This window comes from Rhizobium sullae, assembly GCF_900169785.1.
GTDB classification, from domain to species: domain Bacteria; phylum Pseudomonadota; class Alphaproteobacteria; order Rhizobiales; family Rhizobiaceae; genus Rhizobium; species Rhizobium sullae.
This window is the reverse complement of record NZ_FWER01000002.1, coordinates 328374-353338: the sequence shown is the minus strand read 5'-3', so window position 1 is coordinate 353338 and position 24965 is coordinate 328374. Positions and strand designations below refer to the sequence as shown.

General features: G+C 59.8%; 25 protein-coding genes, 1 tRNA gene and 1 pseudogene. 11 read left to right on the top strand and 16 right to left on the bottom strand.

Features of this window, described 5'->3' with window-relative positions:
- Window positions 1-304 (top strand): annotated as a pseudogene (locus BN1800_RS03640) (IS481 family transposase); the annotation flags it as partial.
- Between the two features lie 43 nt (window positions 305-347).
- Here the strand turns inward: BN1800_RS03640 and BN1800_RS03635 are convergent.
- The 4 genes from BN1800_RS03635 to xylF all read right to left on the bottom strand — a co-directional run bounded on the left by BN1800_RS03635 (window position 348) and on the right by xylF (window position 3972).
- A tRNA-Arg gene (locus BN1800_RS03635) sits at window positions 348-424 on the bottom strand.
- 134 nt (window positions 425-558) lie between these two features.
- Window positions 559-1341 carry an ATP-binding cassette domain-containing protein gene (locus BN1800_RS03630; RefSeq protein ID WP_086994475.1) on the bottom strand — a complete coding sequence of 261 codons (783 nt, stop codon included), beginning with the start codon at window positions 1339-1341 and terminating at the stop codon, window positions 559-561.
- A gap of 14 nt (window positions 1342-1355) precedes the next feature.
- Window positions 1356-2669 carry a sugar ABC transporter permease gene (locus tag BN1800_RS03625; RefSeq protein WP_086994472.1) on the bottom strand — a complete coding sequence of 438 codons (1314 nt, stop codon included), beginning with the start codon at window positions 2667-2669 and terminating at the stop codon, window positions 1356-1358.
- A 262-nt stretch (window positions 2670-2931) separates the two neighbouring features.
- Window positions 2932-3972 carry a D-xylose ABC transporter substrate-binding protein gene (gene xylF, locus BN1800_RS03620; protein ID WP_027508217.1) on the bottom strand — a complete coding sequence of 347 codons (1041 nt, stop codon included), beginning with the start codon at window positions 3970-3972 and terminating at the stop codon, window positions 2932-2934.
- A gap of 225 nt (window positions 3973-4197) precedes the next feature.
- Between xylF and BN1800_RS03615 the strand changes: the two genes are divergently transcribed.
- The 5 genes from BN1800_RS03615 (at window position 4198) to BN1800_RS03595 (ending at window position 9196) form a co-directional block, all read left to right on the top strand.
- A complete protein-coding gene (locus BN1800_RS03615; protein ID WP_086994469.1) occupies window positions 4198-5421 on the top strand; it encodes an ROK family transcriptional regulator in 1224 nt (407 codons plus the stop codon).
- A 273-nt stretch (window positions 5422-5694) separates the two neighbouring features.
- Window positions 5695-7104, top strand: coding sequence for a circularly permuted type 2 ATP-grasp protein (locus BN1800_RS03610; RefSeq protein ID WP_027508219.1), 1410 nt, complete (start codon window positions 5695-5697; stop codon window positions 7102-7104).
- Window positions 7104-8048 (top strand): alpha-E domain-containing protein, encoded by a 945-nt coding sequence (locus tag BN1800_RS03605; RefSeq protein WP_027508220.1) that lies wholly within the window; start codon window positions 7104-7106, stop codon window positions 8046-8048. Before BN1800_RS03610 ends, BN1800_RS03605 begins: the two co-directional genes overlap by 1 nt.
- 12 nt (window positions 8049-8060) lie before the next feature.
- Window positions 8061-8879 (top strand): transglutaminase family protein, encoded by an 819-nt coding sequence (locus BN1800_RS03600; protein WP_086994465.1) that lies wholly within the window; start codon window positions 8061-8063, stop codon window positions 8877-8879.
- 98 nt (window positions 8880-8977) lie between these two features.
- Window positions 8978-9196 (top strand): hypothetical protein, encoded by a 219-nt coding sequence (locus tag BN1800_RS03595; protein WP_086994462.1) that lies wholly within the window; start codon window positions 8978-8980, stop codon window positions 9194-9196.
- A gap of 77 nt (window positions 9197-9273) precedes the next feature.
- On the opposite strand, the gene BN1800_RS03590 is transcribed toward BN1800_RS03595, so the two are convergent.
- Together BN1800_RS03590 and BN1800_RS03585 are read right to left on the bottom strand one after the other, a co-directional pair.
- Entirely contained in the window at window positions 9274-9483 is a 210-nt protein-coding gene (locus BN1800_RS03590) for a hypothetical protein (RefSeq protein ID WP_086994459.1), read from the bottom strand.
- A 55-nt stretch (window positions 9484-9538) separates the two neighbouring features.
- Entirely contained in the window at window positions 9539-9892 is a 354-nt protein-coding gene (locus tag BN1800_RS03585) for a hypothetical protein (RefSeq protein WP_086994456.1), read from the bottom strand.
- A 322-nt stretch (window positions 9893-10214) separates the two neighbouring features.
- On the opposite strand from BN1800_RS03585, the gene BN1800_RS03580 reads away from it, so the two are divergent.
- The gene (locus BN1800_RS03580; protein ID WP_027508224.1) at window positions 10215-10517 is read left to right on the top strand and encodes a hypothetical protein; all 303 of its coding nucleotides are present in this window, start codon (window positions 10215-10217) and stop codon (window positions 10515-10517) included.
- A gap of 63 nt (window positions 10518-10580) precedes the next feature.
- Window positions 10581-10844 (top strand): DUF1488 family protein, encoded by a 264-nt coding sequence (locus tag BN1800_RS03575; RefSeq protein ID WP_086994453.1) that lies wholly within the window; start codon window positions 10581-10583, stop codon window positions 10842-10844.
- Window positions 10845-11228: 384 nt separating this feature from the next.
- Here BN1800_RS03575 and BN1800_RS03570 read toward each other — a convergent pair whose 3' ends face one another.
- From BN1800_RS03570 to chvE, 9 genes are all read right to left on the bottom strand, one after another.
- Window positions 11229-12056 carry a transglutaminase-like domain-containing protein gene (locus BN1800_RS03570; RefSeq protein WP_086994450.1) on the bottom strand — a complete coding sequence of 276 codons (828 nt, stop codon included), beginning with the start codon at window positions 12054-12056 and terminating at the stop codon, window positions 11229-11231.
- An 83-nt stretch (window positions 12057-12139) separates the two neighbouring features.
- Complete coding sequence (locus BN1800_RS03565) at window positions 12140-13015, bottom strand: transglutaminase family protein (RefSeq protein WP_086994447.1); 876 nt, start codon at window positions 13013-13015, stop codon at window positions 12140-12142.
- A gap of 45 nt (window positions 13016-13060) precedes the next feature.
- A complete protein-coding gene (locus tag BN1800_RS03560; protein ID WP_244564428.1) occupies window positions 13061-13285 on the bottom strand; it encodes a hypothetical protein in 225 nt (74 codons plus the stop codon).
- A gap of 136 nt (window positions 13286-13421) precedes the next feature.
- Entirely contained in the window at window positions 13422-15161 is a 1740-nt protein-coding gene (gene araD, locus BN1800_RS03555) for an L-arabinonate dehydratase (RefSeq protein ID WP_086994441.1), read from the bottom strand.
- A gap of 61 nt (window positions 15162-15222) precedes the next feature.
- Window positions 15223-16656 (bottom strand): aldehyde dehydrogenase family protein, encoded by a 1434-nt coding sequence (locus BN1800_RS03550; RefSeq protein ID WP_027508230.1) that lies wholly within the window; start codon window positions 16654-16656, stop codon window positions 15223-15225.
- Window positions 16657-16727: 71 nt separating this feature from the next.
- The gene (araD1, locus tag BN1800_RS03545; protein WP_179213737.1) at window positions 16728-17723 is read right to left on the bottom strand and encodes an AraD1 family protein; all 996 of its coding nucleotides are present in this window, start codon (window positions 17721-17723) and stop codon (window positions 16728-16730) included.
- A 111-nt stretch (window positions 17724-17834) separates the two neighbouring features.
- Complete coding sequence (mmsB, locus tag BN1800_RS03540; protein ID WP_027508232.1) at window positions 17835-19040, bottom strand: multiple monosaccharide ABC transporter permease; 1206 nt, start codon at window positions 19038-19040, stop codon at window positions 17835-17837.
- The gene (mmsA, locus tag BN1800_RS03535; RefSeq protein ID WP_027508233.1) at window positions 19037-20575 is read right to left on the bottom strand and encodes a multiple monosaccharide ABC transporter ATP-binding protein; all 1539 of its coding nucleotides are present in this window, start codon (window positions 20573-20575) and stop codon (window positions 19037-19039) included. The genes mmsB and mmsA overlap by 4 nt, the downstream gene beginning before the upstream one ends.
- 98 nt (window positions 20576-20673) lie before the next feature.
- Complete coding sequence (gene chvE / locus BN1800_RS03530; protein WP_027508234.1) at window positions 20674-21738, bottom strand: multiple monosaccharide ABC transporter substrate-binding protein; 1065 nt, start codon at window positions 21736-21738, stop codon at window positions 20674-20676.
- Between the two features lie 273 nt (window positions 21739-22011).
- Between chvE and BN1800_RS03525 the strand changes: the two genes are divergently transcribed.
- Window positions 22012-23016, top strand: coding sequence for a LysR family transcriptional regulator (locus tag BN1800_RS03525; protein ID WP_027508235.1), 1005 nt, complete (start codon window positions 22012-22014; stop codon window positions 23014-23016).
- Window positions 23017-23073: 57 nt separating this feature from the next.
- On the top strand, window positions 23074-23553 hold the full coding sequence (locus BN1800_RS03520; protein WP_086994435.1) for a hypothetical protein: 480 nt from the start codon (window positions 23074-23076) through the stop codon (window positions 23551-23553).
- On the opposite strand, the gene BN1800_RS03515 is transcribed toward BN1800_RS03520, so the two are convergent.
- Window positions 23554-23790 carry a hypothetical protein gene (locus BN1800_RS03515; protein WP_086994431.1) on the bottom strand — a complete coding sequence of 79 codons (237 nt, stop codon included), beginning with the start codon at window positions 23788-23790 and terminating at the stop codon, window positions 23554-23556.
- 153 nt (window positions 23791-23943) lie between these two features.
- Here BN1800_RS03515 and iolG point away from each other — a divergent pair, with 153 nt between their 5' ends.
- Window positions 23944-24936 carry an inositol 2-dehydrogenase gene (iolG, locus tag BN1800_RS03510; protein WP_086994428.1) on the top strand — a complete coding sequence of 331 codons (993 nt, stop codon included), beginning with the start codon at window positions 23944-23946 and terminating at the stop codon, window positions 24934-24936.
- Window positions 24937-24965 lie beyond the last annotated feature (29 nt).

The window sequence follows — 24965 nt, the reverse complement described above, 5'->3', positions numbered from 1 at the left end:
CATGAAGGTGCCGGCAGATCTCTACGTCGCTTCGTCACGCCCCTATCAGGGCCTGCCGGAGATCGACTACCCCTTCCACGATCGCGATGCGCTGGTGACCAATTGCGGCCGCATCTGCATCTACCGCAAGAAGGTCAACATCTCGACCGTGCTGGCAGGACAGAAACTGGGACTCAAGGAAGTCGACGACGGTATTTGGCTCGTCAGCTTCATGCATTATGATCTGGGATATATCGACCTGGAGCAGAGGACCTTGCAAACCATCGACAACCCGTTCGGCACGAGGTTGTCACCCATGTCTTAGGTACGATCTGTTACCGATGTCTCCGGGTCGGATACCAGTTAAATGGCGCACCCGACAGGATTCGAACCTGTGACCTTTGGAATCGGAATCCAACACTCTATCCAGCTGAGCTACGGGTGCATGCCTAAGGCGGTTTTGAATCGCCTGTCCGATGGCTGGTTCTTAGCCTAGCTTGCCCTTCGCTTCAATCTCTTAAATTGAAAAGTCCGCCATTCTTGCGAGCGGCGGACTTTGGTGTTCACGGGGCTATCCGTTCAGACCTCCATGGCGCCGGGGCCCGGGATCGCCTTTGGCGGCACCTTGCCGAGGATGATCATGCCGAGTACCTCGTCCTTGGTGACGTCCTCGGTGCGGGCATGGCCGACGACCTGGCCGTTTTTCATCACAGAGACGCGGTCGGCGAGGTCGAAGACGTCGTGGATGTCGTGGCTGATGAGGAAGATGCCGATGCCTTCCTTCTTCAACTGCTTGATCAGTTCGCCGACCTGCGCCGTTTCCTGGGGACCAAGGGCCGCCGTTGGCTCGTCCATGATCAGGATGCGGGCGTTGAAGAGGATCGCGCGCGCGATCGCCACCGACTGCCGCTGGCCGCCGGAAAGCGCCTTGACCGGCTCCTTGAAGCGCTTGAAGTTCGGGTTGAGGCGCCCCATCACCTCGCGGGCCGAGGCCTCCATGGCGACGTCATCGAGCGTGCCCCACTTCGTTCGGATCTCGCGGCCGAGATAGAGGTTGGCTGCCGCATCGACGTTATCGGCGACGGCGAGCGTCTGGTAGATCGTCTCGATGCCGTATTTCTTGGCGTCACGCGGGTTGCGGATGTCGGCCGCTTCCCCGTTGATCAGGATGTCGCCGCTGTCGCGCTTGTAGGCGCCGGAGAGGATCTTGATCAGTGTCGATTTGCCGGCGCCGTTATGGCCGAGCAATGCTACGACTTCGCCGGGGTAGAGGTCCACCGAGGCGTTGTCGACGGCATGGATGCCGCCAAAGGAGATCGAGATGTTTTTCAGTTCCACAAGGGGAGTGCTTTGATGTGTCATGGTTCGGACTCCTCTTACTTGGCGCGGGCGCGGTAGACGGTGTCGAGCCAGACGGCAACGACAAGGACGGCACCGACAACGATTCTCTGGAACGGGCTGTCGATGCCAAGAAGCACCATGCCGGACTGCAGCGACTGCATGACGAGTGCGCCGAGCATGGCTCCGGCGATGGTGCCGGTGCCGCCCGCAAGCGACGTGCCGCCGATGACGGCAGCGGCGATGGTATAAAGCTCGTCCAATTCGCCCTGCGCGTTCGTTGCGGCATTGAGGCGGGCAGTCGAGATTGCACCGGCGATGGCGCAGAGCAGACCCATGAGCGCGAAGATGCGTATCGTGACCCAGCGGGTCTTGATGCCGGCGAGCTCGGCTGCCTCCGGGTTGCCGCCGATGGCGAAGACATAGCGGCCGAAGCGCAGGCGCGTGGCGATGAACGTCATGATCGCGCCGACGATGACGGCGATCAGGACCGGCACTGCAATGCCGTAGGGAATATCGAGGCCGGTCTCCGGCCAGGGGATGCTGTTTGCCTCCGCATATCTCTTGGCGATGTTTGTCGGCCAGTAATAGTTGTTGGCGACGGCGATCGCGCCGAGCACGAGCACGCAGCCGAGGGCAGACAGGAAGTATTCGGCCCAGAGCGGGCGCCGCGGGAAGCCGAAACGTCGGCGCTGGCGGCGGGAATTGACGATGCTGGCAACGATGGCGAGGCAGGCGATGACGCCGACGATCCAGCTCCAGGTGGCGCCGATCGAGCCATCCGTGCCGCCGCCCATGATGCGGAAGTTGATATCCATCGGCGCGACCGTCTGGCCGCTGGTGACGAACCAGGTGGCGCCGCGCCAGACTAGAAGCCCGCCGAGGGTGACGATGAAGGACGGCACGTTCAGGAAGGCGATGATCATGCCCTGGAGCATGCCGATCGATCCGCCGACGATAAGGCCGGCAGCAAGCGTGATGATCCAGGTGGCGGGGCTGTTGAAGCCAAGATATTGCGGCAGCACCTGCGCCTGCAAGACGCCCATCACCATGCCGCAGAAGCCGAGCATGGAGCCGACGGAAAGGTCGATGTTGCGGGTGACGATCACCAGCACCATGCCGGTCGCCATGACGGCGACAGAAGAGGTCTGGACCGAGAGGTTCCAGAGGTTCCGCGGCGTCAGGAAGAGGCCGCCGGTCATGATCTGGAAGCCGATCCAGATGATCAGCAGCGCGCCGACCATGCCGAGAAGGCGGGTGTCGATCTCCGTCGCGCGGAAGAAACGCGCCACCGGATTGGCCTCCGCATTGCGCGGCCCGTTGGAAGTCGTGGAATGTACCGTTTCGGCCATGGGTTTGCCGTTCCCCCATCTTTTGGGCAAGCCGCGGAGCTTTTGTTAGCCACCGTCCAGCGCCTACGTCCTGTTCTTAAACTATCACCATCACCGATCTTTGCAGATCTGGTCTCAGCGGCCATGATGGCATCGGGTCGGGATGGGTAATGGTGCGGTCGATCAGCGCGCTACCGGGCTGCCGCCAGGCGTTGATCCGCATCCGGCGCCGCAACGGTTTGCCGTTGCGGCGCCGGCATCATTTTCAACCTATCGGCGCGATTTAGTTGCAGGCAGCAATCGAACCGGCCTTGACGCCCTGGCAGGCTTCCGCCTTGCTGATCCAGCCCGCGTCGATGACGACGTTGAGGTTGTCCTTAGTGATCGGCAGCGGCTTCAGGAATACGGACTGCATGGCGACGCCCTTCGGGCCGCCGTTGAAGGTCTCAACGCCTTCGATCTTGTCCATGGTCTTGCCAGCGGCGAGATCGAGAGCGATTTCGGCAGCGCGCTTGCCGAGCTCGCGAGAGTCCTTCCAGACTGAGACGGTCTGCGTGCCGATGGCGACGCGGTTGAGTGCTGCCTTGTCGGCGTCCTGGCCGGAGACCGGGACGGAGCCGGCGAGGCCCTGTGCGTCGAGAGCGGCGATCGCGCCACCGGCCGTGCCGTCGTTCGAGGCAACAACGGCATCAACCTTGTTGTCGTTGGCGGTCAGGAACTGCTCCATGTTGCGCTGCGCGTTTTCCGGCTTCCAGCCGTCGGTATAGGCTTCGCCAACACTCTTGATCTTGCCTGCATCGATCGCGGCCTTCAGCACTTCCATCTGGCCTGAGAACAGGAAGTCTGCGTTCGGGTCGGACGAGGAGCCCTTGATAAAGACGTAGTTGCCTTCAGGTTTTGCGTCGAAGACGCCCTTTGCCTGCATGCGGCCGACTTCCTTGTTGTCGAAGGTGATGTAGAAGGCGGCCGGGTTTTCGATCAGGCGGTCGTAGCCGACCACGGGGATCCCTTCGGCAGCGGCCTTTTCGATGGCCGGGGCGATGGCATCGGAGTCCTGTGCAAGCACGATGAGGGCGTTCGCGCCCTGCGAAATCAGCGATTCGACGTCCGTCAGCTGCTTTGCGGCAGACGACTGTGCGTCAGCGGAGATATATTTTGCACCCTTGGCTTCGAGAGCCTTCTTGATGGCGGCTTCGTCGGTCTTCCAGCGTTCTTCCTGGAAGTTCGACCAAGAAACGCCGACGACGAGATCGGCAGCCATGGCCGCCGTGTGTACGGAAACGAGGATGGCCGCGCCGGCCATCAGCTTCAAAATAGACTTCATGTTGTCCTCCCGAATGAGTTGCGGCCGACCCAGCCCGAATGCTTCCTCCGGCCGCCGCGGATCGCTGTCCAGAAAACGATGAATTATTTTCTCGACAGTCGAGAAATTTAGTGTCAGAGATTTTTTCAACTGTCAACACCGCACTACCGGCTAAATTCCAATGCGGAAAAGCGGCTGGAGATTCGGTGTGAAAGCGGGGCGGGATACGGGGAGAGGGCGGCATTCATGCTGACCAAATCGAGCACGGAGCTGGTCCGGCAAAGGAATAGCGTGCTGGTGCTCGCCGCTCTCCGCCGCCACGGCGCGCTCGCGCATACCGAGATTTCCGACTATACGCGCCTGTCCTCCGCGACGATTTCGGCAATCACCGCCGATCTCGAAAAGGCGCAGATCATCGAGAAATCGGAGCACCAGGCGGCAAGCGGGCGAGGGCGGCCGCGCGTGCTTTTCCGGCAGCGGCGGGAATGCGGCTATCTGATAGTGGTCATCATCTCGTCGGATGCCGTACAGTATTCGCTGGTGGATTATGCGGGCAAGCTGATCGATCGCTTCAGCGAGGAGCGTTCGCATGACCCTGCCGGGGCGGCGCGCTTCGCTGCTGCGGTCAAGGCGGGCCTGTCGCGTATTCTGGAACGTTCCCGGATCAGCCGCAACAAAGTCTTGCTGATCTCGATCAGCAGCAAAGGGCTGGTGAATTCGCTCGAGCCTGTACTCGTCTGGTCGCCGATCTTCGGCAGCGAACAAATCGATTTCGAATCGGCGCTGCGCCCGGAATGGCAGGCGAAGATTATCCTGGACAACGAAACGCTGCTCGTCGCTGCCGCACTCGGCGCGCGTGAGGAGAATGTAAAGGGCGCGGATTTCCGCTCGCTTGCCGCGCTCTCGCTCGGCCACAGCATTGGTCTTGGCATCATCAGGCGAACGCCGCATGGCGGCCACGAGATCTCGGCGCCGAATTTCGGCCATATGCTGCACATGGCCAACGGCGGTCTTTGTCGTTGCGGCGCCAAGGGATGCATCGAGGCGCATGCGGGGTTCTATGCGATCCTTCGAACGGCCTTCGAGGTGCCGCTCGATACGATCCCGGCGAAGTTCGTGCCGGTCGCCGAACTTGACAAGATCGCGGCGCAGGCCCGCCAGGGGCATCGCATGCCGGCCTTCGCCTTCCGCCAGGCGGGCCTTGCGCTCGGCAACGGGCTGTCGCGCGTGCTGAGCCTGACGGAGCGCATGCCGGTCGCAATCACCGGGCCGGGCACGCGCTACTACGATCTGCTGCGGCAGGGGATCGAGGAGGGCCTTGGGCAATCGCATGTCGTGCGCATGGAAGGCATGCCGGAACTGAGAGTGGTCGCGGACGAGCAGAACCTCGTCTTCGAAGGACATCTGAACCGGGCGCTTGCGGTAATCGACGAGGACATCGTCAACGCCGGCGGCCCGGGGCAGGACTGAGCGGACTACTGGCGGCACGCCGGCGCAAGCAAAACCCCACTGGCGTGATTTGAGTCGGCGGGGCGAGCGGAAAATAATCACATGCCCACTTTTTGGCCGTGCCCGCTAGACCATCCGTTTACGTGCTCGCGGCATGGCTGCCTAAATGCCCGGTTTTTTGGCTGTTTTTGGCGCGGTTGACGATTTTAGGAATCTTCTCTTCGAACTGTGCATGGTTCTTGCATTGCCTTTTGCATTGTATTCAAATGAACAAAAAGAAGGGGAGCCACACCTTTGGCATTTGATGAAATGATCACCGGGGATGAAAATCCCCGTCAGCCATATGAGAAATATTTCGAATGGTACAATGCCCAAGACAGGGCGCATCTGATTGCCAAATCCCGCGACGCGGAAAACATCTTCCGGAAAACCGGCATCACCTTCGCCGTTTATGGGCACGAGGACTCTTCCGAAAAGCTCATTCCGTTCGACATCATCCCGCGCATTATCTCCGGCCGTGAATGGCGCAAGCTCGCTCAGGGTATCGAGCAGCGGGTGATTGCTCTCAACGCCTTCCTCGATGACATCTACCACAAGCAGGAGATTATTCGCGCTGGCCGCATTCCGCGTGAGCTGATCGAGAAGAACGACACGTTCCTTTCCGAGATGATCGGTTTCCGTCCGCCCGGTGGCGTCTATACGCATATCGTCGGCACCGACATCGTGCGCACCGGAGAGGATCAGTTCTACGTCCTGGAAGACAATGCCCGCACGCCGTCCGGCGTCAGCTATATGCTGGAAAACCGGGAAACCATGATGCAGATGTTCCCGGAACTCTTCCACGAGAACAAGGTCCAGCGTGTCGAGGATTATCCGTATCTGCTGCGCCAATCGCTCGCCTCGCTCGCGCCTCCCGGCTGCAAGGGCAAGCCGCGCGTCGCCGTGCTGACGCCCGGCATCTACAATTCCGCCTATTACGAACATTCATTTCTCGCCGACATGATGGGCGTGGAATTGGTCGAAGGGGCGGACCTGCGTGTCATCGACGGCAAGGTGAAGATGCGCACCACCCGCGGCTATGAGGCGATCGACGTGCTTTACCGCCGCGTCGATGACGACTTCCTCGACCCGCTGACGTTCCGTGCCGATTCCGCGCTCGGCATTCCGGGCATAATGGATGTCTACCGCTCCGGCAACATCACCATCGCCAACGCGCCGGGCACCGGTATCTGCGACGACAAGGCGATCTATTCCTATATGCCGGAGATCGTCGAATTCTATACCGGCCGGAAGGCGCTTCTCGAAAACGTGCCGACCTGGCGCTGCTCAGAGGCAGACAGCCTGAAATATGTGCTGGAGCACCTCGAAGAACTCGTCGTGAAGGAGGTGCACGGCTCCGGCGGCTACGGCATGCTGGTCGGCCCGACGGCCTCGAAGAAGGAGCGGGTCGACTTTGCAGAAAAGCTGAAGGCCCGGCCGAACAACTACATCGCCCAGCCGACGCTTTCGCTCTCCACGGTGCCGATCCTCGTCAACAAGGGGATTGCGCCGCGTCATGTGGACCTGCGGCCCTATGTGCTGGTTTCCGACAAAGTTCAGATCATTCCGGGCGGCTTGACCCGCGTGGCGCTGAAGCAGGGCTCGCTGGTCGTCAATTCGAGCCAGGGCGGCGGTACCAAAGACACTTGGGTATTGGAGGATTGATGCTCGGAAGAACTGCAAACGGACTCTACTGGATGTTCCGTTACATCGAGCGCGGCGAGAATATCGCGCGTCTTATCGATGCCGGCCTGCGCATGTCGCTGACCCGAAGCGGCACAGGCGATGATGACTGGGATGGTGTGCTGCAGAGCGCTGGCGTCCGCGAAGCCTACGACGAAGGGCACGCCAAGCTCACCAGGGCCGATGCGATCGACTATCTGCTGCGTGACCTTTCCAATCCGTCGAGCGTGATGTCCTGCATCGATTCCGGCCGCAATAACGCCCGCATGGTGCGCACGGCGCTGACCCGCGAGACCTGGGAGGCAACCAACGAATGCTGGATCGAGCTCAAGGCCCTACTTTCCAAGCGCCTCAAGGCGGCCGAGATGCCCGAGGTCATCGATGTCATCAAGCGGCGCGCGGGCCTTATCCGCGGGGCCTTTCATGGCTCGATGCTGAGAAACGAGCTCTATAACTTCGCGCGCATCGGCACCTTCATCGAGCGGGCGGACAATACGAGCCGCATTCTGGACGTCAAATATTACGTGCTGCTGCCATCCATCTCGCAGGTGGGGTCCTCGATCGACAACGTCCAGTGGGAATCGATCCTGCGGTCGGTTTCAGCGCACCGTTCCTACAGCTGGGCCTATGACGAGGAATACAAGGCGGCCAATATCGCCGACTTCCTGATCTTGAATGGCCAGATGCCGCGGTCGCTGGCCTATTGCTACGAAAAGATCGTCAGCAACCTTGGCTACATATCAAGCAGTTACGGCGGCGAACGGCTGTCGGCTCACGATACCGCCGACGCCATCCGGACGTCATTGCAAACGAGGCAGATCAAGGACGTCATGGACCAGGGGCTGCACGAGTTCCTTGAGGATTTCGTCAACCGCAACAATCAGCTGGGCATGGAAATTTCCGACGGCTATCGATTTTACGTTTAAGCGGGGCATGAGATGAGACTGAAGATTAGCCATGTCACCGAATACCATTACGACGAGCCGTCGCAGTTCTCGCTGCAGCGGCTGCGCCTGACGCCGCCCTCAGCCTTCGGGCAGAAGGTTCTGAACTGGTCGCTGCATGTCGAAGGCGCCAAGCCCGAGGTGGAATACGACGACCAGTTCGGCAACCATGTTAACCTCGTCTCGCTGCAAGGCGAACAGAAGGTGACGCGCATCGTCGCCGAGGGCGAGGTGGAAACCGAAGACCGCAACGGAATGACCGGCCCGCATACCGGCTTCTGCCCGCTCTGGCTGTTCCTGCGCGACACGCCGCGCACCAAGCCCGGCAAGCTCATCAGGGAACTGATACGGACGATAAACGGCGACAACGAGCTCGCCCGGATGCATGCGCTGATGGCTGCCATCCACGAAGCCGTCGACTACAAGCCGGGGACCAGCAACACGGACACGACCGCCGAACAGGCGATGGAGAAGAAGAGCGGCGTCTGCCAGGACCATGCCCACATCTTCGTTTCGGCGGCTCGCGCACTGCACGTACCTGCCCGCTATGTCTCCGGCTACCTGATGATGGAGGGGAAAGCCGAGCAGGCCGCGACGCACGCTTGGGGTGAAGCGCACATACCCAACCTCGGCTGGGTCGGCTTCGATCCGGCAAACGACATCTGCCCCGATGCCCGCTACGTCCGCGTCGCTTCCGGCCTCTGCTACCGCGACGCAGCCCCGGTTTCTGGCATGCGTATCGGCACGCCGGGCGAGAAGCTGTCGGTCATGGTCAAGGTCGAAAATCAGGGCCAGATCCAAAGCCAGAGCTGATGGCCAGCGTTGTTTAAAACCGTTCGCAGAAAGAAGATCGGAAGATTTTCATTTTGGCGTTATTAAGATTTCGGCTTAAAGCCGTGCTATAGTACGCGATGGCTTATTCTTCGAAAGATTTGGAGCTTTCCCGTCGGCGCGTGGTGGAAGACCGAAAGCACATCGCGGCGCAGGAATCCCATATTGCGGGTATTTTACTGCGGGGAGAACCGAGCTCGCTGGCCGCAGAACAGCTCGTTGATTTCAATCAGCAACTGCGTGCTCATACTTTTGAATGCGATCTGATCGCTGCAGCCCTCCGCGCTGACCGGCATTGATCTGCACCAAGGATGCTGGTGTTTCAATGAAAGGCAAAGAGACAGCCGTAAAAGCGTCACGTCTCCTTTAAGCGTGGTTACCTGTCGTACCGTTCAGCTCTCGTCCGCAAAGCCGGTGCGATCGCGATTTCAAGTGCAAGGCGCGACGCTTTCAGCCGGGCGGATTTTTCGCTCCGTTCTGCAACCTCGTTCGCCATGATCTTGTTGAAGGCGATCGCTGTCGCCTGTGCCTGATCGCGCCCCGATATCCTGGCACTCATGGCGGAATGCAAGCTTTTACGCGGCATGAGTGCCTCTTCTGCGTTGAATAATCGTTAAGTCATATAAATCAGCCCCGGCTCGTCAGGGGGCGACCTTGCCAAGTGCGATTTGGCACGCCTGCGCTAGATCCGAATTCGGCTCGGTGCTGCCGAGAGGCGTCGCCCAACCAGCTTTCTTGACGACATCGGAACGGCTGTAGCTGCTGGCGGCCTTCAGCTCTGCCATGATTTCAGTGGCAGCCGGATCCGACTTTGCACGTTCGAGGCAATAGGGCGTCAAGGCTGCGGCTATGGCTGCCGTCCTTTCAATGCCAGCTGACTTTTGTGCGCCGGCGCCGGTTACCCAGCCGCCCCACGAAAAGCCAATGATAGCAAGGGCTGCTGCTCCGCAAACCGCGCCGTAAACGGCCGGTCGCAACCAAGATAACTTTTCCATGATTTTGTCCAATCTTTGGCGATCGGTCCAGCAATATTGCTGGAGAGAAAGTTACAATAGCATGATATCCGCTGCGTTCTAATTAAATTAAAATATATTCTGAAAGCTAAATTTGGAATCGCAAATATATTTTGGCTAATATTTATATTGAAAACGCTCATAAATCTTGTGCCGTCCGGAATTATTAAATTCGTGGCATCGAAGAATTGATCGTTGACGAAAGATATCATGTCCTCCTTTGTCAGGCTAAGAGCAACCTCATTCCGCACTAGGCATTGATAACGCCGCGGCAGAACCCATTTTAAGGTATGGAGGTGGCATCATGCAGTTTAGCGTTGAAGCGGCACCCATGGAGCCTTCAGAACCAGCAATTGCTGAGCGGCGTGCACTTATTGATCATCTTAGGGCGGTGATTGCAAACCTTGCGCATGGACTTGCGGCCGACGGGCAACTGGAACTTGTGCCGCTGATGCTGGAAATAAACGAAGTTCTCCGCGATTTGACCGATGAAATTTCACACGCGGACGCGGCATACTCCGACGAGATTATCGCGGGCACGGTTCGTCTCATCAGAACATCCCATGCTCTGCTTGATGACGAGGTCATAGCACAGACCATCCATTGAGTATGAAATCCGCGATGGTCGCAGCATACCGCCTGACCCACGCTCACTTTGAGGACTAGCCGAATGACGCTCATCTTTCCCAACAGAAGCCGCACTTTCGACGAAACGAGGAAGGCTGTCCGCTTTACCGGCTACGACGGCATGTTCGAAGTCAGGTTTCTCGTCGAAGCAACAGCACTTGGACAATCCGCCGCGGCGAGCGCTTCGGAACTGGCCTGTCTCGGTGCCTTTGACGCCGCACGCTCTACGATCCAGGAAGCAGCCTCCAGAGCCTATGCACATCGGCGCGGAAATAATCTGACGCTCACTGCACGGGATTTTCGCTGATCGTACAGATATCGATCGCGCCTGACAGGCTTAGATGGAGGTCGTTTTCGCGGCGCCCGAATAACTGCGCCGCGAGGGATTCCCCACCGAACGACCTTGTGCTGCCGACGTCAGATGGTCGCAGTACCTAGCCTTAACCAAAGGAGGAGGATTTCATGTCTTCCACGATAACTTTTTACTCCTGGAGGAACATCGCTCTGTCCCTCACTCAGTTTCGATATGTCGAATTCTTGATTAAATCGACGCCGGCGATCAGCCTGGCTTTCATCATCTATATTACATTCAGAGGCGTACTATGGTAGGCCCTGCGAGCACGTAGCCTGGGATTAGCTTTCTGTTTCCGTAGCGAGGGGTGCACGGCAGGCGGAATACCCGAATGCCTGGCTAGGCGATGGCGGTGTCATCGCCGGGCACCTCTTCCGTCACCACATCGAACTGCTTCAATACGGCCGGGCCGAAAGCGGTCGAGATGGCTACATCCGTCGCATCGCGGCCGGTTGCCATCAGTATGCGGCCGATGCGCGGAATGTTGTGCCGGGCATCCACGGTATGCCAGTGACCGCCCAGATAGACTTCGAACCAGGCGCTGAAATCCATTGGCGCGGGATCGGGCGGCACGCCGATATCGCCGAGATATCCGGTGCAATAGCGCGCCGGTATGTTCATGCAGCGGCAGAGCGTTATGGCAAGATGCGCGAAGTCGCGGCAGACGCCGGTCCTGTCTGAATAGCCGCCATGCGCGGTTCTGCGCGCATCGGCTTTCAGGTAGTCGAACTCGATATGGCCGTGTACGAAATCGGCAATAGCTTGCACGCGCGGCCAGCCGGATATTGTATTCGAGAATGTCGCCCAGGCGAAATCACCTAGCCGATCCGTATCGCAGTAACGGCTACCGAGAAGGAAAACGAGCACGTCGTCCGGCAGGTCCTTGATCTCGTGCTGCGGAGCGTCCACCGGCACGACATCCGGCTGGCCCCTGTCATAGATCTCGAACGCGGTCGAAATCGTGGTCACTCCGGGCGGGGCGACGATGCGCGTACAGGAATTGCCAAAACCGTCGGTATAGTTCCACGCCTCGATCGGCCGGTTGAACGACAGCACCTGAGCCGTCAAGAGGTCGGGACGCCGCGAGGGGTGGATATTGAGGACGAGAAGCATTGGCGTTGGCTGCACGCATTCATAGCCTATCGTGAAACCAGCGCGAATCTTCATGGAAGCTCCTTCATCCAGCAAGCCCGCAGGCCATCATGGAACGTCAGGAAAAGCTATCAGTTCCACAGGCTCTTCACCACACTTTACCGTTCGGTGGTGACGTTGACCTGCACAATCAGATCGTCAAAATCGTCCGCCGCTCCGTCGTAGCTGCCCCAGAGTGGAACCGCTTGGCGGGGATCACGCGCAACGCCGACGCGGATCAGATCGTGGTTGCCGACGATGCCGTTCGTGGGATCGAATTCCACCCAGCCGGCGCCCGGGAGATAAACCTGGCACCAGGCATGCGTCGAGCCGCCGCCGAGCGTCATCGAACCGTCGCGATCCGGCACGTAGATGTAACCGGTGACGAAACGGGCAGCGAGGCCAAGCGACCGGGCGGCCTCCATCATCAGCAGGGCAAAGTCGCGGCAAGTTCCCTGCCGCTGCATGAGCGTCTGGATCGGCGCCTGCGTTCCGTGTTCGGAGCGGCGGGCATAGACGAAACTTTCGTGGATCGCATAGCAGAGCGTCATCAGGACGTGGCCGGTCTGGCCCGAGGAGCTTGTTCCGACGAACTGGTGCGCCCAGTGAGCAACCGCACCGTCCGGATCCTCGTAGTGGCGTGTGATCGTGCAGGAAAGGTCCGGCATCTCTTCGTCGCCATAGGAAAACGGATAGGTCAGTGCCTTGCGATCAATCTCAAGATCGAGCGGCACCTGCGGTGTGTGATCAAGGCGAATATTGGTCTCGAAGCGCAACTGATCCGCCGGCCGGTCGATGTCCACGAGCGCAATGCAATTTCCGAAGACGTCGTGTATCCAGCGGATCTGGGCCGGCTCGGGGTCGACCGTCAGGGTCGCATCCAGAAGACGCTGGTCGAAGCTGTCCCGCGGGCGGAAAAGCAAGCGGTGCTGCCCGAAGGCGACGGGCCGTTTGTAGGAATAATGCGTGATGTGCTTGACGGAAAAAACGGTCATGCTGTCTCGCCCGCCCCGGAGCTTCGATACGACAAAAGGCTGCGGCTAATCGAATTCCGGCACCAAGCCTGACTGGAACAGGATGACCGATGAGCCTTGTTCGCCGATGGCAGGGTTTCCCTCGTGGCACCAGACGACGACGCCATCATAATCGTTAACGAGCGTCTGGGCGATATAGACGGCCGTGTCTTCCCTCTTCATGTGCCGAGGCTCGAATGCCGGAATCAGGGTACCGTGCTCATCCTTGTTGAAGGCACTGAGCACAATCATTTTTCGCACTCCAGGCATGGCGCCCTCCCTGGCGCGATAACGGCGGGGAGGCGGGATCGTTCCGGAAGAAATGCCGGCTCTCAAAGAAAAAGGCGGAACTTTCGTCCCGCCTTTTGATGCTGGTAACCGTTTGGCCTCAGTGGCTGTCCTTGCCGACCGCGCTTCCGCGACATCCCTTGAGGAAGTCGAGGTCGGCGCCAGTATCGGCGCCTTGGACATGCTGCTGGTGCAGCCAGGCATAACCTGATGTCGGCAGCTCATGCTTCGGCTGCCATTCGGCGAGGCGCCGCGTCAGTTCCTCGTCGGAGATGTCGAGGTGTAGACGGCGGTTCGGCACGTCGAGCTCGATCATGTCGCCGTTTTTCACGACCGCGAGTGGCCCGCCGACCGCAGCTTCCGGGGAGGTGTGCAGCACGACTGTGCCATAGGCCGTGCCCGACATGCGGGCATCGGAGATGCGCACCATGTCGGTGATGCCCTTCTTAAGCACCTTGGGAGGCAGACCCATGTTGCCCACTTCGGCCATACCGGGGTAGCCCTTCGGTCCACAGTTCTTCATGACCATGACACAGGTCTCGTCGATGTCGAGATTGTCGTCGTTGATCTTGGCCTTATAATCGTCGATGTCCTCGAAGACGACCGCGCGGCCTCGATGCGTCAACAGATGCGGAGATGCGGCAGACGGCTTCAGCACCGCGCCCTTCGGCGCGAGGTTGCCGCGCACCACTACGATGCCGCCCGAAGACGTCAGCGCCTTTTCGGCGGGCAGGATGACGTCCTCGTTCCAGTTGACGACGTCCTTGACTTCGTCCCACACGGTTTCGCCGGACACAGTCAATGCGTTCTTGTGCAGGAGGCCTGCCTCGCCGAGGCGCTTCAACACGACCGGCAGGCCGCCGGCGTAGAAGAACTCCTCCATCAGGTATTTGCCCGACGGCATCAGGTTGACGATGGTCGGCACGTCGCGGCCACAGCGGTCCCAATCGTCCAGTGTCAGGTTGATGCCGACGCGGCCGGCCATGGCGAGCAGGTGGATGACCGCATTCGTCGAGCCGCCAATCGCCGCATTCGTGCGTATCGCGTTCTCGAAAGCCTCTTTCGTCATGATGTCAGAGGGCTTCAGGTCGTCCTTGACCATCTGTACAATACGGCGGCCGGTGAGTTGCGCCATGACCCTGCGGCGGGAATCGACACCGGGGATGGCGGCGTTGCCGGACAGTGCCATGCCGAGCGCTTCCGCCATGGAAGCCATGGTCGATGCCGTGCCCATGGTGTTGCAGGTGCCCGACGAACGGCTCATCGAGGCTTCCGCCTCAAGAAATTCGGCCTGGGTCATCTCGCCGGCCTTCACCATTTCGGAGAACTTCCACAGATGCGTGCCGGAGCCGACACGTTCGCCGCGGAAATAGCCGTTCAGCATCGGCCCGCCGGTGACGACGATCGAGGGCAGATCGACGGAAGCGGCACCCATGATCAGCGACGGCGTGGTCTTGTCGCAACCGACCAACAGCACGCAGCCGTCCATCGGCTGGCCGCGGATCGCTTCCTCGACGGCGAGCGCGGCGAGGTTGCGATACATCATTGCCGTCGGGCGGAAGGTGTTTTCGGATGCCGAGAATACTGGCACCTCCATTGGGAAGCCGCCGGCCTCCCAGACGCCCGCCTTCACCTTCTCGGCAAGCTCGCGCAGATGGCCGTTGCACGGCGTCATATCTGACCAGGTGTTGAGGATGCCGATGACAGGGCGCCCGTCGAACAGGTCGTGCGGATATCCCTGGTTCTTCATCCAGCCGCGGTGATAGATCACGTCGCGGCTCGTGCCGCCGTACCATTCCTGCGACCTCAGCCTGCGCGGCCATTCCGCTTTCTTTTTCATTGTCCTTGCCCTTTGAGTGCCCCAAGCCGTCGGACTCGGCGGCTTGGGATTTGATATCCGTTTATGCGAGCGTGTAGGCGGTTTTCACGACAGTGAAGAATTCGGCGGCGTATTTGCCTTGCTCGCGTGAGCCGTAGGACGAGCCCTTGCGTCCGCCGAAGGGAACATGGAAGTCGACGCCTGCGGTCGGCAGGTTGACCATCACCATGCCGGCTTCGGCATTGCGCTTGAAGTGCGTCGCGTGCTTGAGGCTGGTAGTAGCGATGCCCGACGACAGGCCGAACGGCGTGTCATTGGCGACAGCCAGCGCCTCGTCGTAATCCTTGACACGAATGACCGATGCGACCGGTCCGAAGATTTCCTCGCGGGAGATGCGCATCTGGTTGGTCGCTTCAGTAAAGAGGGTCGGCTGCAGGTAGAAGCCGGGCGTGTCGCGCGAGATCAGCTCGCCGCCGAAGGCGAGCTTGGCGCCTTCTTGTCTGCCAATCTCGATGTAATCGATGTCGGTCTTCAATTGTCTCTCGTCGACGACCGGGCCGATATGCGTGCCCGTCTTCAGCGCGTGATCGACGTTCAGCGACTTCAGCTTCTCGGTCATGGCGGCCACGAACCTGTCATGGATGCCTTCCGTCACGATCAGGCGAGACGATGCCGTGCAGCGCTGGCCGGTCGAGAAGAAGGCCGAGTTGGCGGCTGCTTCGACGGCGACGTTGAGATCGGCGTCATCGAGGATGACCATCGGGTTCTTGCCGCCCATTTCGAGCTGGATCTTGCGATTATGCTCGATGGAGGAGACGGCGACGCGCTTTCCGGTGCCGACGGAGCCGGTGAAGGTGATGCCGGCAAGGTCCGGGCTGTCGAGCATCGTCTGGCCGACGACCGAGCCTTTGCCCATGACGAGGTTGAGCACGCCTTTCGGCAGGCCCGCACGATTTAGGATATCGACGATCGCCCAAGAGCAGCCGGGAACGAGCTCGGCCGGCTTGAAAACGACGGTGTTGCCGTAGCAGAGCGCCGGGGCGATCTTCCAGGCAGGGATCGCGATCGGGAAGTTCCAGGGCGTGATGATGCCGATGACGCCGAGCGGTTCGCGGGTGATCTCGACGCCGATATTCGGACGCACGGAGGGGACGACTTCGCCGGCAAGGCGCAAGGCTTCGCCTGCAAAGAATTCGAAGATCTGCGAGGCGCGGATCGTCTCGCCGATCGCTTCGGGCAGCGTCTTGCCTTCTTCACGGGCGAGCAGCGCGCCGAGCTCATCCTTGCGCGCCATGATCTCGTCACCCGCCTTCTTCAGGATGACGTGACGTTCCCAGATGCCGGAACGGGACCATGCGGGGAAGGCGGCTTTGGCGGCGGCGATGGCGTTCTTGGTGTCGGCGGCGGAGCCGCTGGCATAGAGGCCAACGACCTCCTTCGTATCGGACGGATTGATGTTTTCGACGGCGTCGGCGCCGGTCCATTCGCCGGCGATCAGGTTTTGATAAATGGTCATGGGCTGAACGAGCCTCCTTTACCCTTTACAAAGTGGTCCGGCCGCAGCTCGCGGCCAGTCCAGCGCAAAATTCAAAGCTGCTTGACAGCGATATTTTCTTCGGCGGCGACCTTCAGCGGATTGCGCAGCGGCAGGCCGAACTCGGCAACTTCGATCTCGAAGACATCGCCCTCTTCCGTCTTGACGCCATCCGCGAAGGAGAGCGTGGCAGTGCCGAACATGTGGACGTGAACATCCCCTGGCACGCGGAAGAGGCCGTATTTGAAGTGGTGATATTCGAGGTTCGCAAAGGTATGCGACATGTTCGCCTCGCCGGAGAGAAACGGCTTCTCGAAGATCACTTTGTCGCCGCGCTTGATGCGCGAGGTTCCGCGGATATCCTCAGGCGCAACGCCGATGCGGATTTCCGGGCCGAAGCTTGCGGGGCGGAGCTTGGAATGGGCGAGATAGAGATAGTTGATTCGCTCGGTGACGTGGTCGGAGAACTCGTTGGAGAGCGCAAAGCCGATGCGAAACGGCGTGCCGTCCTTGGCGATCACATATATGCCGGCCATCTCCGGCTCTTCGCCGCCGTCAAGCGCGAAGGAGGGGGAGACGAGGGGAGCACCGGGTGCGGCAGCGCCGTAGCCGTTGCCCTTGTAGAACCATTCGGGCTGCACGCCCTTTTCTCCGGCCTTCGGCTTGCCGTTCTCAAGGCCCATCTTGAACATCTTCATCGAGTCCGTGAGCGTTTCTTCCGCGGCCTCGGTGGTCTTCTTGTGCATGGAGTCGCGGGTCGCCGCCGAGCCCAGATGCGTGAGGCCGGTGCCGGTCAGATGAAGGTGAGCAGCATCCGGATGGGTGATCGGCGGGAGGAAGTTACCCTCCGCATAGGCCTTTTCCAGACCGACATCATCGCCGTAGCCATGGGTCTCGATGATGGAAACGAGCGGCTTGCCGGCGTTTGCGGCTTCCATCGCCAGCGCGTAAACGCTGTTTGCATTCTTCACGGCTTTCGCTGCACCGCCCGGCTCACGCACGGCGACGATGATCTCTCCGTTCGAACCCTTGATCTGCGAAATAAGCACGGCTTTCATCCTCTTTAGCTGGGCGCGGAAAAGCTCCGCCTCTCCGGCTCCCGAGGGAGCCGGAACTGGTCTTTCTCATGACTGCAAATGCCTGGACTGGCGCCGGAGCGCTTAGCCCTTGTTCTTGTTATAAACGTCGAAGAAGACGGCGGCCAAAAGCACAAGGCCCTTCACCATCTGCTGGAAATCAATGCCAAGGCCGACGATCGACATGCCGTTGTTCATGACGCCCATGATGAACGCGCCGATGACGGCGCCGGTGATCTTGCCAACGCCGCCGGAGGCGGAGGCGCCGCCGATGAAGCAGGCTGCGATGACGTCGAGCTCGAAGCCGACGCCTGCTTTCGGCGTCGCCGAGTTCAGGCGCAGCGCAACGATGATGCCTGCCAGGCCGGCAAGGACGCCCATGTTGACGAAAGTGTAGAAGCTCAGGCGTTCGGTGTTGATACCGGAAAGCTTGGTGGCTTTCTCGTTGCCACCCATCGCGTAGATCCGGCGGCCGATCGTCGTCCGGCGTGTGATGAAGGCGTAAGCTGCGATAAGCACGAGCATGACGACGAGGACGTTCGGCAGGCCCCTGTAGCTCGACAACTGCCAGCCGAGCGCCAGGATGGCGAGCGTGACGAGCGCGTGCTGGGCAATGAAGAAGCCCGCCGGCTCGACGTCGATGCCGTGGCTTTCATTCACCTTGCGGCGGCGCCAGGCAAGATAGAAGAGAACGACCGGGATGATGAGCGTCAGGATCAGCGACGTGGACTGTACCGGCGTTCCGGCGATGTCGATCATGCCGCCCGGCAGGAAGCCGGTGCTGATGATCTGGAATTCCTTGGGGAAGGGGCCGATGTTCTTGCCGCCGAGCACGAAGAGCGTCAGACCGCGGAAAACCAGCATGCCGGCCAGCGTTACGATAAAAGACGGGATGCGGTGGTAAGCGATGAAATAGCCCTGAGCGGCGCCGATAATGCCGCCGATCATCATGCAGAGCAGGCCCGCGAGCCAGAAATTCATGCCCCATTGCACGGTGAAGATGGCCGCGAGCGCGCCCACGAAGGCGACGATCGAGCCGACCGACAGGTCGATATGGCCAGCCACGATGACGAGCAGCATGCCGAGCGCCATGATGACGATGAACGAATTCTGCAGAACCAGGTTCGTCAGGTTGACCGGACGGAAGAGAATGCCGCCCGTGTAAAGCTGGAAGAACACCATGATCGCGACGAGTGCGATGAGCATGCCGTATTCGCGAATGTTGCCCCGGATGTAGTCGGCAATCGAGACGACGTTGCTTTCCTCGGTGGCTGGGTTGACCGGAGTCATTGTCTCTTCTCCCCTGAGCGCATGATAGCGCGCATGATGGTTTCCTGGCTCGCTTCTCCCTTCGGCAGTTCCGCAACGATGCGACCTTCGTTCATCACGTAGATGCGGTCGCACGTGCCGAGCAGTTCCGGCATTTCCGATGAGATCATCAGAACGCCTTTGCCGTCGGCTGCGAGCTGGTTGATGATAGTATAGATTTCGTATTTGGCACCAACATCGATGCCGCGGGTGGGCTCGTCCAGGATCAAGACATCAGGATCGGAGAAGAGCCACTTGGACAGCACGACTTTCTGCTGGTTGCCGCCCGACAGATTGACCGTTTCCTGGAACACGCCGGAAGAGCGGATGCGAAGTTTCGACCGGTAGTCGTTCGCGACCTTCAGCTCCTGAACGTCATCGATGATCGTACCGTTCGACACGCCGTTGAGATTGGCAAGCGTGGTGTTGCGCAGGATGTTGTCATTGAGCACGAGGCCGAGATGCTTGCGGTCTTCGGTGACGTAGGCGAGGCCGGCATCGATCGCCTTGCGGACCGTGCTGACATCGACCGGCTTGCCGTGCATCAGCACTTCGCCGCTGACCTTATGGCCGTAGGATTTGCCGAAGACGCTCATGGCGAACTCCGTTCGTCCAGCCCCCATGAGACCGGCGATGCCGACGACCTCGCCCTTGCGGACGGTGACGTTGACGTCGTGCAGCACCTGGCGGTCGCGGTGATGCTGGTGATAGGCGTTCCAGTTCTTCACTTCGAGGATGGTTTCGCCGATCGGAACCGAACGTGGCGGATACCGGTCCTCGAGATCGCGGCCCACCATGTTGCGAATGATGACATCTTCGCTGACCTCGTCGGTGTGACAGTCGAGCGTCTTGACGGCCATGCCATCACGCAGAACGGTGATCTGGTCTGCGACTTTGCGTACTTCGTTGAGCTTGTGCGAAATGATGATCGAGGTGATACCCTGCTTGCGGAATTCGATGAGCAGGTTGAGCAGCGCGTCGGAGTCGCTTTCGTTCAGCGAAGCCGTCGGCTCATCGAGAATGAGCAGCTTGACGCTTTTCGACAGCGCCTTGGCGATCTCGACGAGCTGCTGCTTGCCGACGCCGATGTCGGTGACAAGCGTGTCCGGAGATTCGCGCAGGCCGACTTTTGCGAGCAACTGCCGCGTGCGGTTGAACGTCTCCTGCCAGCTGATGATGCCGCTCTTGGCATTCTCGTTGCCGAGGAAGATATTCTCGCCGATCGACAGAAGCGGCACGAGCGCCAGCTCCTGATGGATGATGACGATGCCGATTTCTTCCGAGTCCTTAAGCACCTTAAAGTTGCGGACTTCGCCGTCGTAGACGATCTCGCCATCGTAAGTGCCGGCCGGGTAAACGCCGGAGAGGACTTTCATGAGGGTCGATTTTCCGGCCCCATTCTCGCCCACCAATGCGTGAATTTCACCCTGACGAACCTTGAGGTTCACATTCTCAAGCGCTTTTACGCCCGGGAACGTCTTGGTGATGTTCCGCATTTCGAGGATTGTATTGTCCATAGTCAAAATCCAACGCCAGCAGCCGGAAATACGGCGCGACGATCATAAAAGTGAAGACCGGAACCCGCAAGCAGCAGGTTCCGGCCAACCTGGTACGATTACTTCAGCTGGTCAGCCGTGTAGTAACCGCCTTCGACGAGAACCTTCTCGTAGTTGGTCTTGTCGACCGCTACCGGCTTCAGGAGGTAGGACGGAACAACCTTGACGCCGTTGTCGTAGGTCTTGGTGTCGTTGACTTCCGGCTCCTTGCCGGACATGACAGCGTCAACCATTGCAACTGTGACCTTGGCGAGTTCGCGCGTGTCCTTGAAGACTGTCGAGTGCTGTTCGCCAGCAATGATCGACTTCACGGACGGAACTTCAGCGTCCTGGCCGGAAACGACCGGAAGCGGCTGGTCCGGGGTGCCGTAGCCGACGCCCTTCAGCGACGAGATGATGCCGATGGAGAGACCGTCGTACGGAGACAGGACGGCATCGACCTTGGCGTCGGTGTAGTTAGCCGAGAGCAGGTTGTCCATACGGGCCTGGGCCGTTGCAGCGTCCCAACGCAGTGTGCCGACCTTGTCCATGCCGGTCTGGCCAGACTTCACGACGAGCTTGCCGCTGTCGATGTAGGGCTGCAGGACAGACATCGCGCCGTCGTAGAAGAAGAAGGCGTTGTTGTCGTCCGGCGAACCGCCGAAAAGCTCAATGTTGAATGGACCCTTGCCATCCTTGAGGCCGAGGGCGTCAACGATCGAGGTTGCCTGCAGGACGCCGACCTGGAAGTTGTCGAACGTTGCATAATAGTCGACGTTGGCCGAGTCGCGGATCAGGCGATCGTATGCGATGACTTTGATACCTGAGTCATGAGCCTTCTGGAGAACGTCGGAAAGCGTCGTGCCGTCGATAGCGGCGATGACGAGAACCTTAGCGCCCTTCGTGACCATGTTCTCGATCTGAGACAGCTGGTTCGGAATATCGTCGTCAGCATACTGCAGGTCGGTGCTATAGCCCGCCGCCTCAAGCTGCTTGACGATGTTGTTGCCGTCGTCGATCCAGCGAGCGGAAGATTTCGTGGGCATTGCGATGCCTACCATCCCCTTGTCCTGCGCCATTGCCGGCATAACGAATGAAGCGATGCCGAAGGCAGCCGCAGCCATCAATGAGATAATGGATTTCATTTCTCTCTCCCTTGTTAATAGACGGCGGACGAAAAATCGCCCGCCAACGAAACTGTGGCAGGTTCCGTAGATTGGATAGTTACTTCAGATGGTGAGAAACGAAGTAGGTCTCCTCCACGATCTCACACGTGTTGAGTGCCAACCAGCACACGGCCGCAAACTCGTATGGAATCTTATAACTGTCAAATAGAATAAGTGGTATAGTGCATAACAAATTTGGTATATCGTTAAAAAGTATTACTTTTAATGGAGCGCGGATGGGAGGCCGCAACCATGGCGATTGTTTCCGACGCGATTTCCACGGATCGCATCGATATCCATAGCGACAATTTCGGTGATGATGCCTTTCTGCGCGCGGGCTTGAAGCTGAATCACCTGCGCATGATCGTCGCAATCGAAGATAGCGGGCAGATTTCCGCAGCGGCGGAGACCCTGAACATTTCCCAACCGGCCGCCTCGCGGATGCTCGCCGAAATGGAATCGATCCTGAAGACGCCGCTTTACGAGCGGGTCGCCCGTGGCGTGGTGCTGACGACCTTCGGAGAAGCACTCGCCAGGCGTGCACGAAAAATTCTGCTGGAACTACGCGAGGCCGGCCGCGAGATTGCCGAGTTGAAGAGCGGCAAGGGCGGCTCCGTCTTCATAGGCGCCGTCACTGCGCCCGCCATGAGCCTCGTCGTTCCGGCCATCGACAAGGTCCGCAAGGCGTTTCCGGGTATCGAGATCAACATAGAAGTGGAGACGAGCAACGTTTTGGCGCGGGAACTGCTCGCCGCCCGACACGACTTCATTATCGGCCGCATTCCTGACGATCTCAATCCGCGGCTCTTCGAAGTGCGTGAAATAGGAATCGAAAAAGCCTGCCTGATCGTGCGCAGGGGCCATCCGCTCCTGAAGAAGACTGAGAGCAGCCTCGCCGATCTCCATGGCTACGGCTGGGTTTTCCAGCCGCCGGGCACGCTGCTACGGCGAACGCTGGAGGATATCTTTCTAGCGGCGAGGGTGCCGCTGCCGGAAAATATCGTCAACACGTCATCCTTGCTGCTGACCTGCGCGATTATTTGCGAGACGGATGCCATCGCGCCCGTAGCGCTGGACGTTGCCCAGTTTCTCTCCGGCCAGGATGCGAAGGCGTCCGACGTGCGCGTGTTGCCGACCGATTTCAAGATAGACGTAAAGCCCTACAGCCTGATTACCGCCCGCGAGCGCGCGCTGCCCCCGAGCGCGCGGCTTCTTTATGACCTTATCCTCGAGGAAAGCCGGAAGCAGGGAGAATGAACGCAAGCCCGGCGCCATGCTGGCGGTGTTCAATACGCCCCTTCGAAGGGAAGGGGCATGTTGTTCGGGCAATCGGTTTTTCAATCCGTTCTGGAGCGGCTGAAAGCGGAGGAAGAGAGCGAAGACGAGGCGTCCGTCGCGCATCGCGTCCATGGCTTCCGCACTGGTCTTGCCTTCGACGTGATGGAGGGCGTGTCGGCGGCGTCGCAACGCGCGGGCCAAGGCTATCTCGACAATATGGAACCGGAGACGCCCGCTGCCGCAGCAGACGAGGAAATCCGGCCGCAGCCCGTTGCGGAACCTGAGCCGGAACCCGTCATGCCGGAACATCTTGCGCGCACTGCGTCTGCCGAGATCGCGGCGGAGCTCGCGATTACAGCCGTCGACACGCTGCAGACGCTGAACGAAAAGCGCCGGGCCTTCGCCAAGTCGAACCATCCTGATCGCGTCGCGCCGGCATTCCGGGAGAATGCTACGAAGCGCATGATGCTCGCGAACCTGCTGATCGATGAAGCCATGCGGCGTGGCGGCCGCTGATTATTCGGGATCCGTCTCTCCCGGTTTGGAGGCTTCGTTAGGTTCTGCGGGCGGTTGCGGCTTGAAGGTCCAGAAAAGCATATAGAAGGCATAGGCGCCGGCGGCGGCCGACAGCACACCCCAGAAGGGATCGCCGGTGACGAACTCCAATGCCGCCCAGGCGAGACATACGCCCACGATCAGCGCCCGCACCCAGACGCGGCGGTAGGCCGGATGGTTCGGATCGATCAGTTGCATGTTTCCCCCGGTCAAATTTCGATCGCTTGTCTTTAGGATGGATTTCGCGAATGTGAAAGGGCAACGGGCTTGACGGCTCACATAGAAAATGGAATGAAAATTCTACAATTATCGAAATTCGGTTTATTTGTTCCGAATTCCAGGGAGGTTCTCATGACAGTCAGATTTGGTCTTCTCGGCGCCGGCCGCATCGGCAAGGTTCACGCGAGGGCCGTGAGCGGCGACGTGAATGCGAAGCTTGTTGCCGTCGCCGACGCGTTTCCGCAGGCAGCCGAAGCGATCGCTTCCGCGTATGGCTGCGAGGTCCGCACCATCGAGGCGATCGAGGCTGCCAAGGATATCGACGCTGTCGTCATCTGCACGCCTACGGATACGCATGCCGACCTGATCGAGCGATTCGCGCGGGCCGGCAAGGCGATCTTCTGCGAAAAGCCGATCGATCTTGACGTCGATCGTGTCAGGGCCTGCATCAAGGTCGTTGACGAGACCAAGGCAAAGCTGATGGTCGGTTTCAACCGCCGCTTTGACCCGCATTTTATGGCGGTGCGCAAGACGATCGACGACGGCCGCATCGGCGAAGTCGAAATGGTGACGATCACCTCCCGCGATCCCGGTGCCCCCCCGGTCGACTACATCAAGCGCTCTGGCGGCATCTTCCGCGACATGACGATCCATGATTTCGACATGGCCCGCTTCCTGCTCGGCGAAGAGCCGGTCTCGATTGCGGCAACGGCTGCCGTCCTCGTCGACAAGGCGATCGGCGAAGCCGGCGATTACGACAGCGTTTCGGTCATCCTGCAGACGAAGTCCGGCAAGCAAGCGATCATCTCCAACTCCCGACGTGCCACCTATGGCTACGACCAGCGCATCGAGGTGCACGGCTCGAAAGGCATGGTCGCGGCCGAAAACCAGCGCCCGGTCTCGATCGAGGTCGCAAACAGCGATGGTTATACCCGCCCGCCGCTGCACGATTTCTTCATGACCCGCTACACCGAAGCCTATGCCAACGAGATCGCAAGCTTCATCGCCGCGATCGAAAAGGGTGCCAAGATTTCGCCCTCCGGCGCCGACGGCCTTGCCGCGCTGGCACTCGCCGATGCGGCAGTCCAGTCCGTCAAGGAAAGCAAGCTCATCAAGCTCGGCTGACGGCAACTCCCGACCGGAAGCCGCGCATG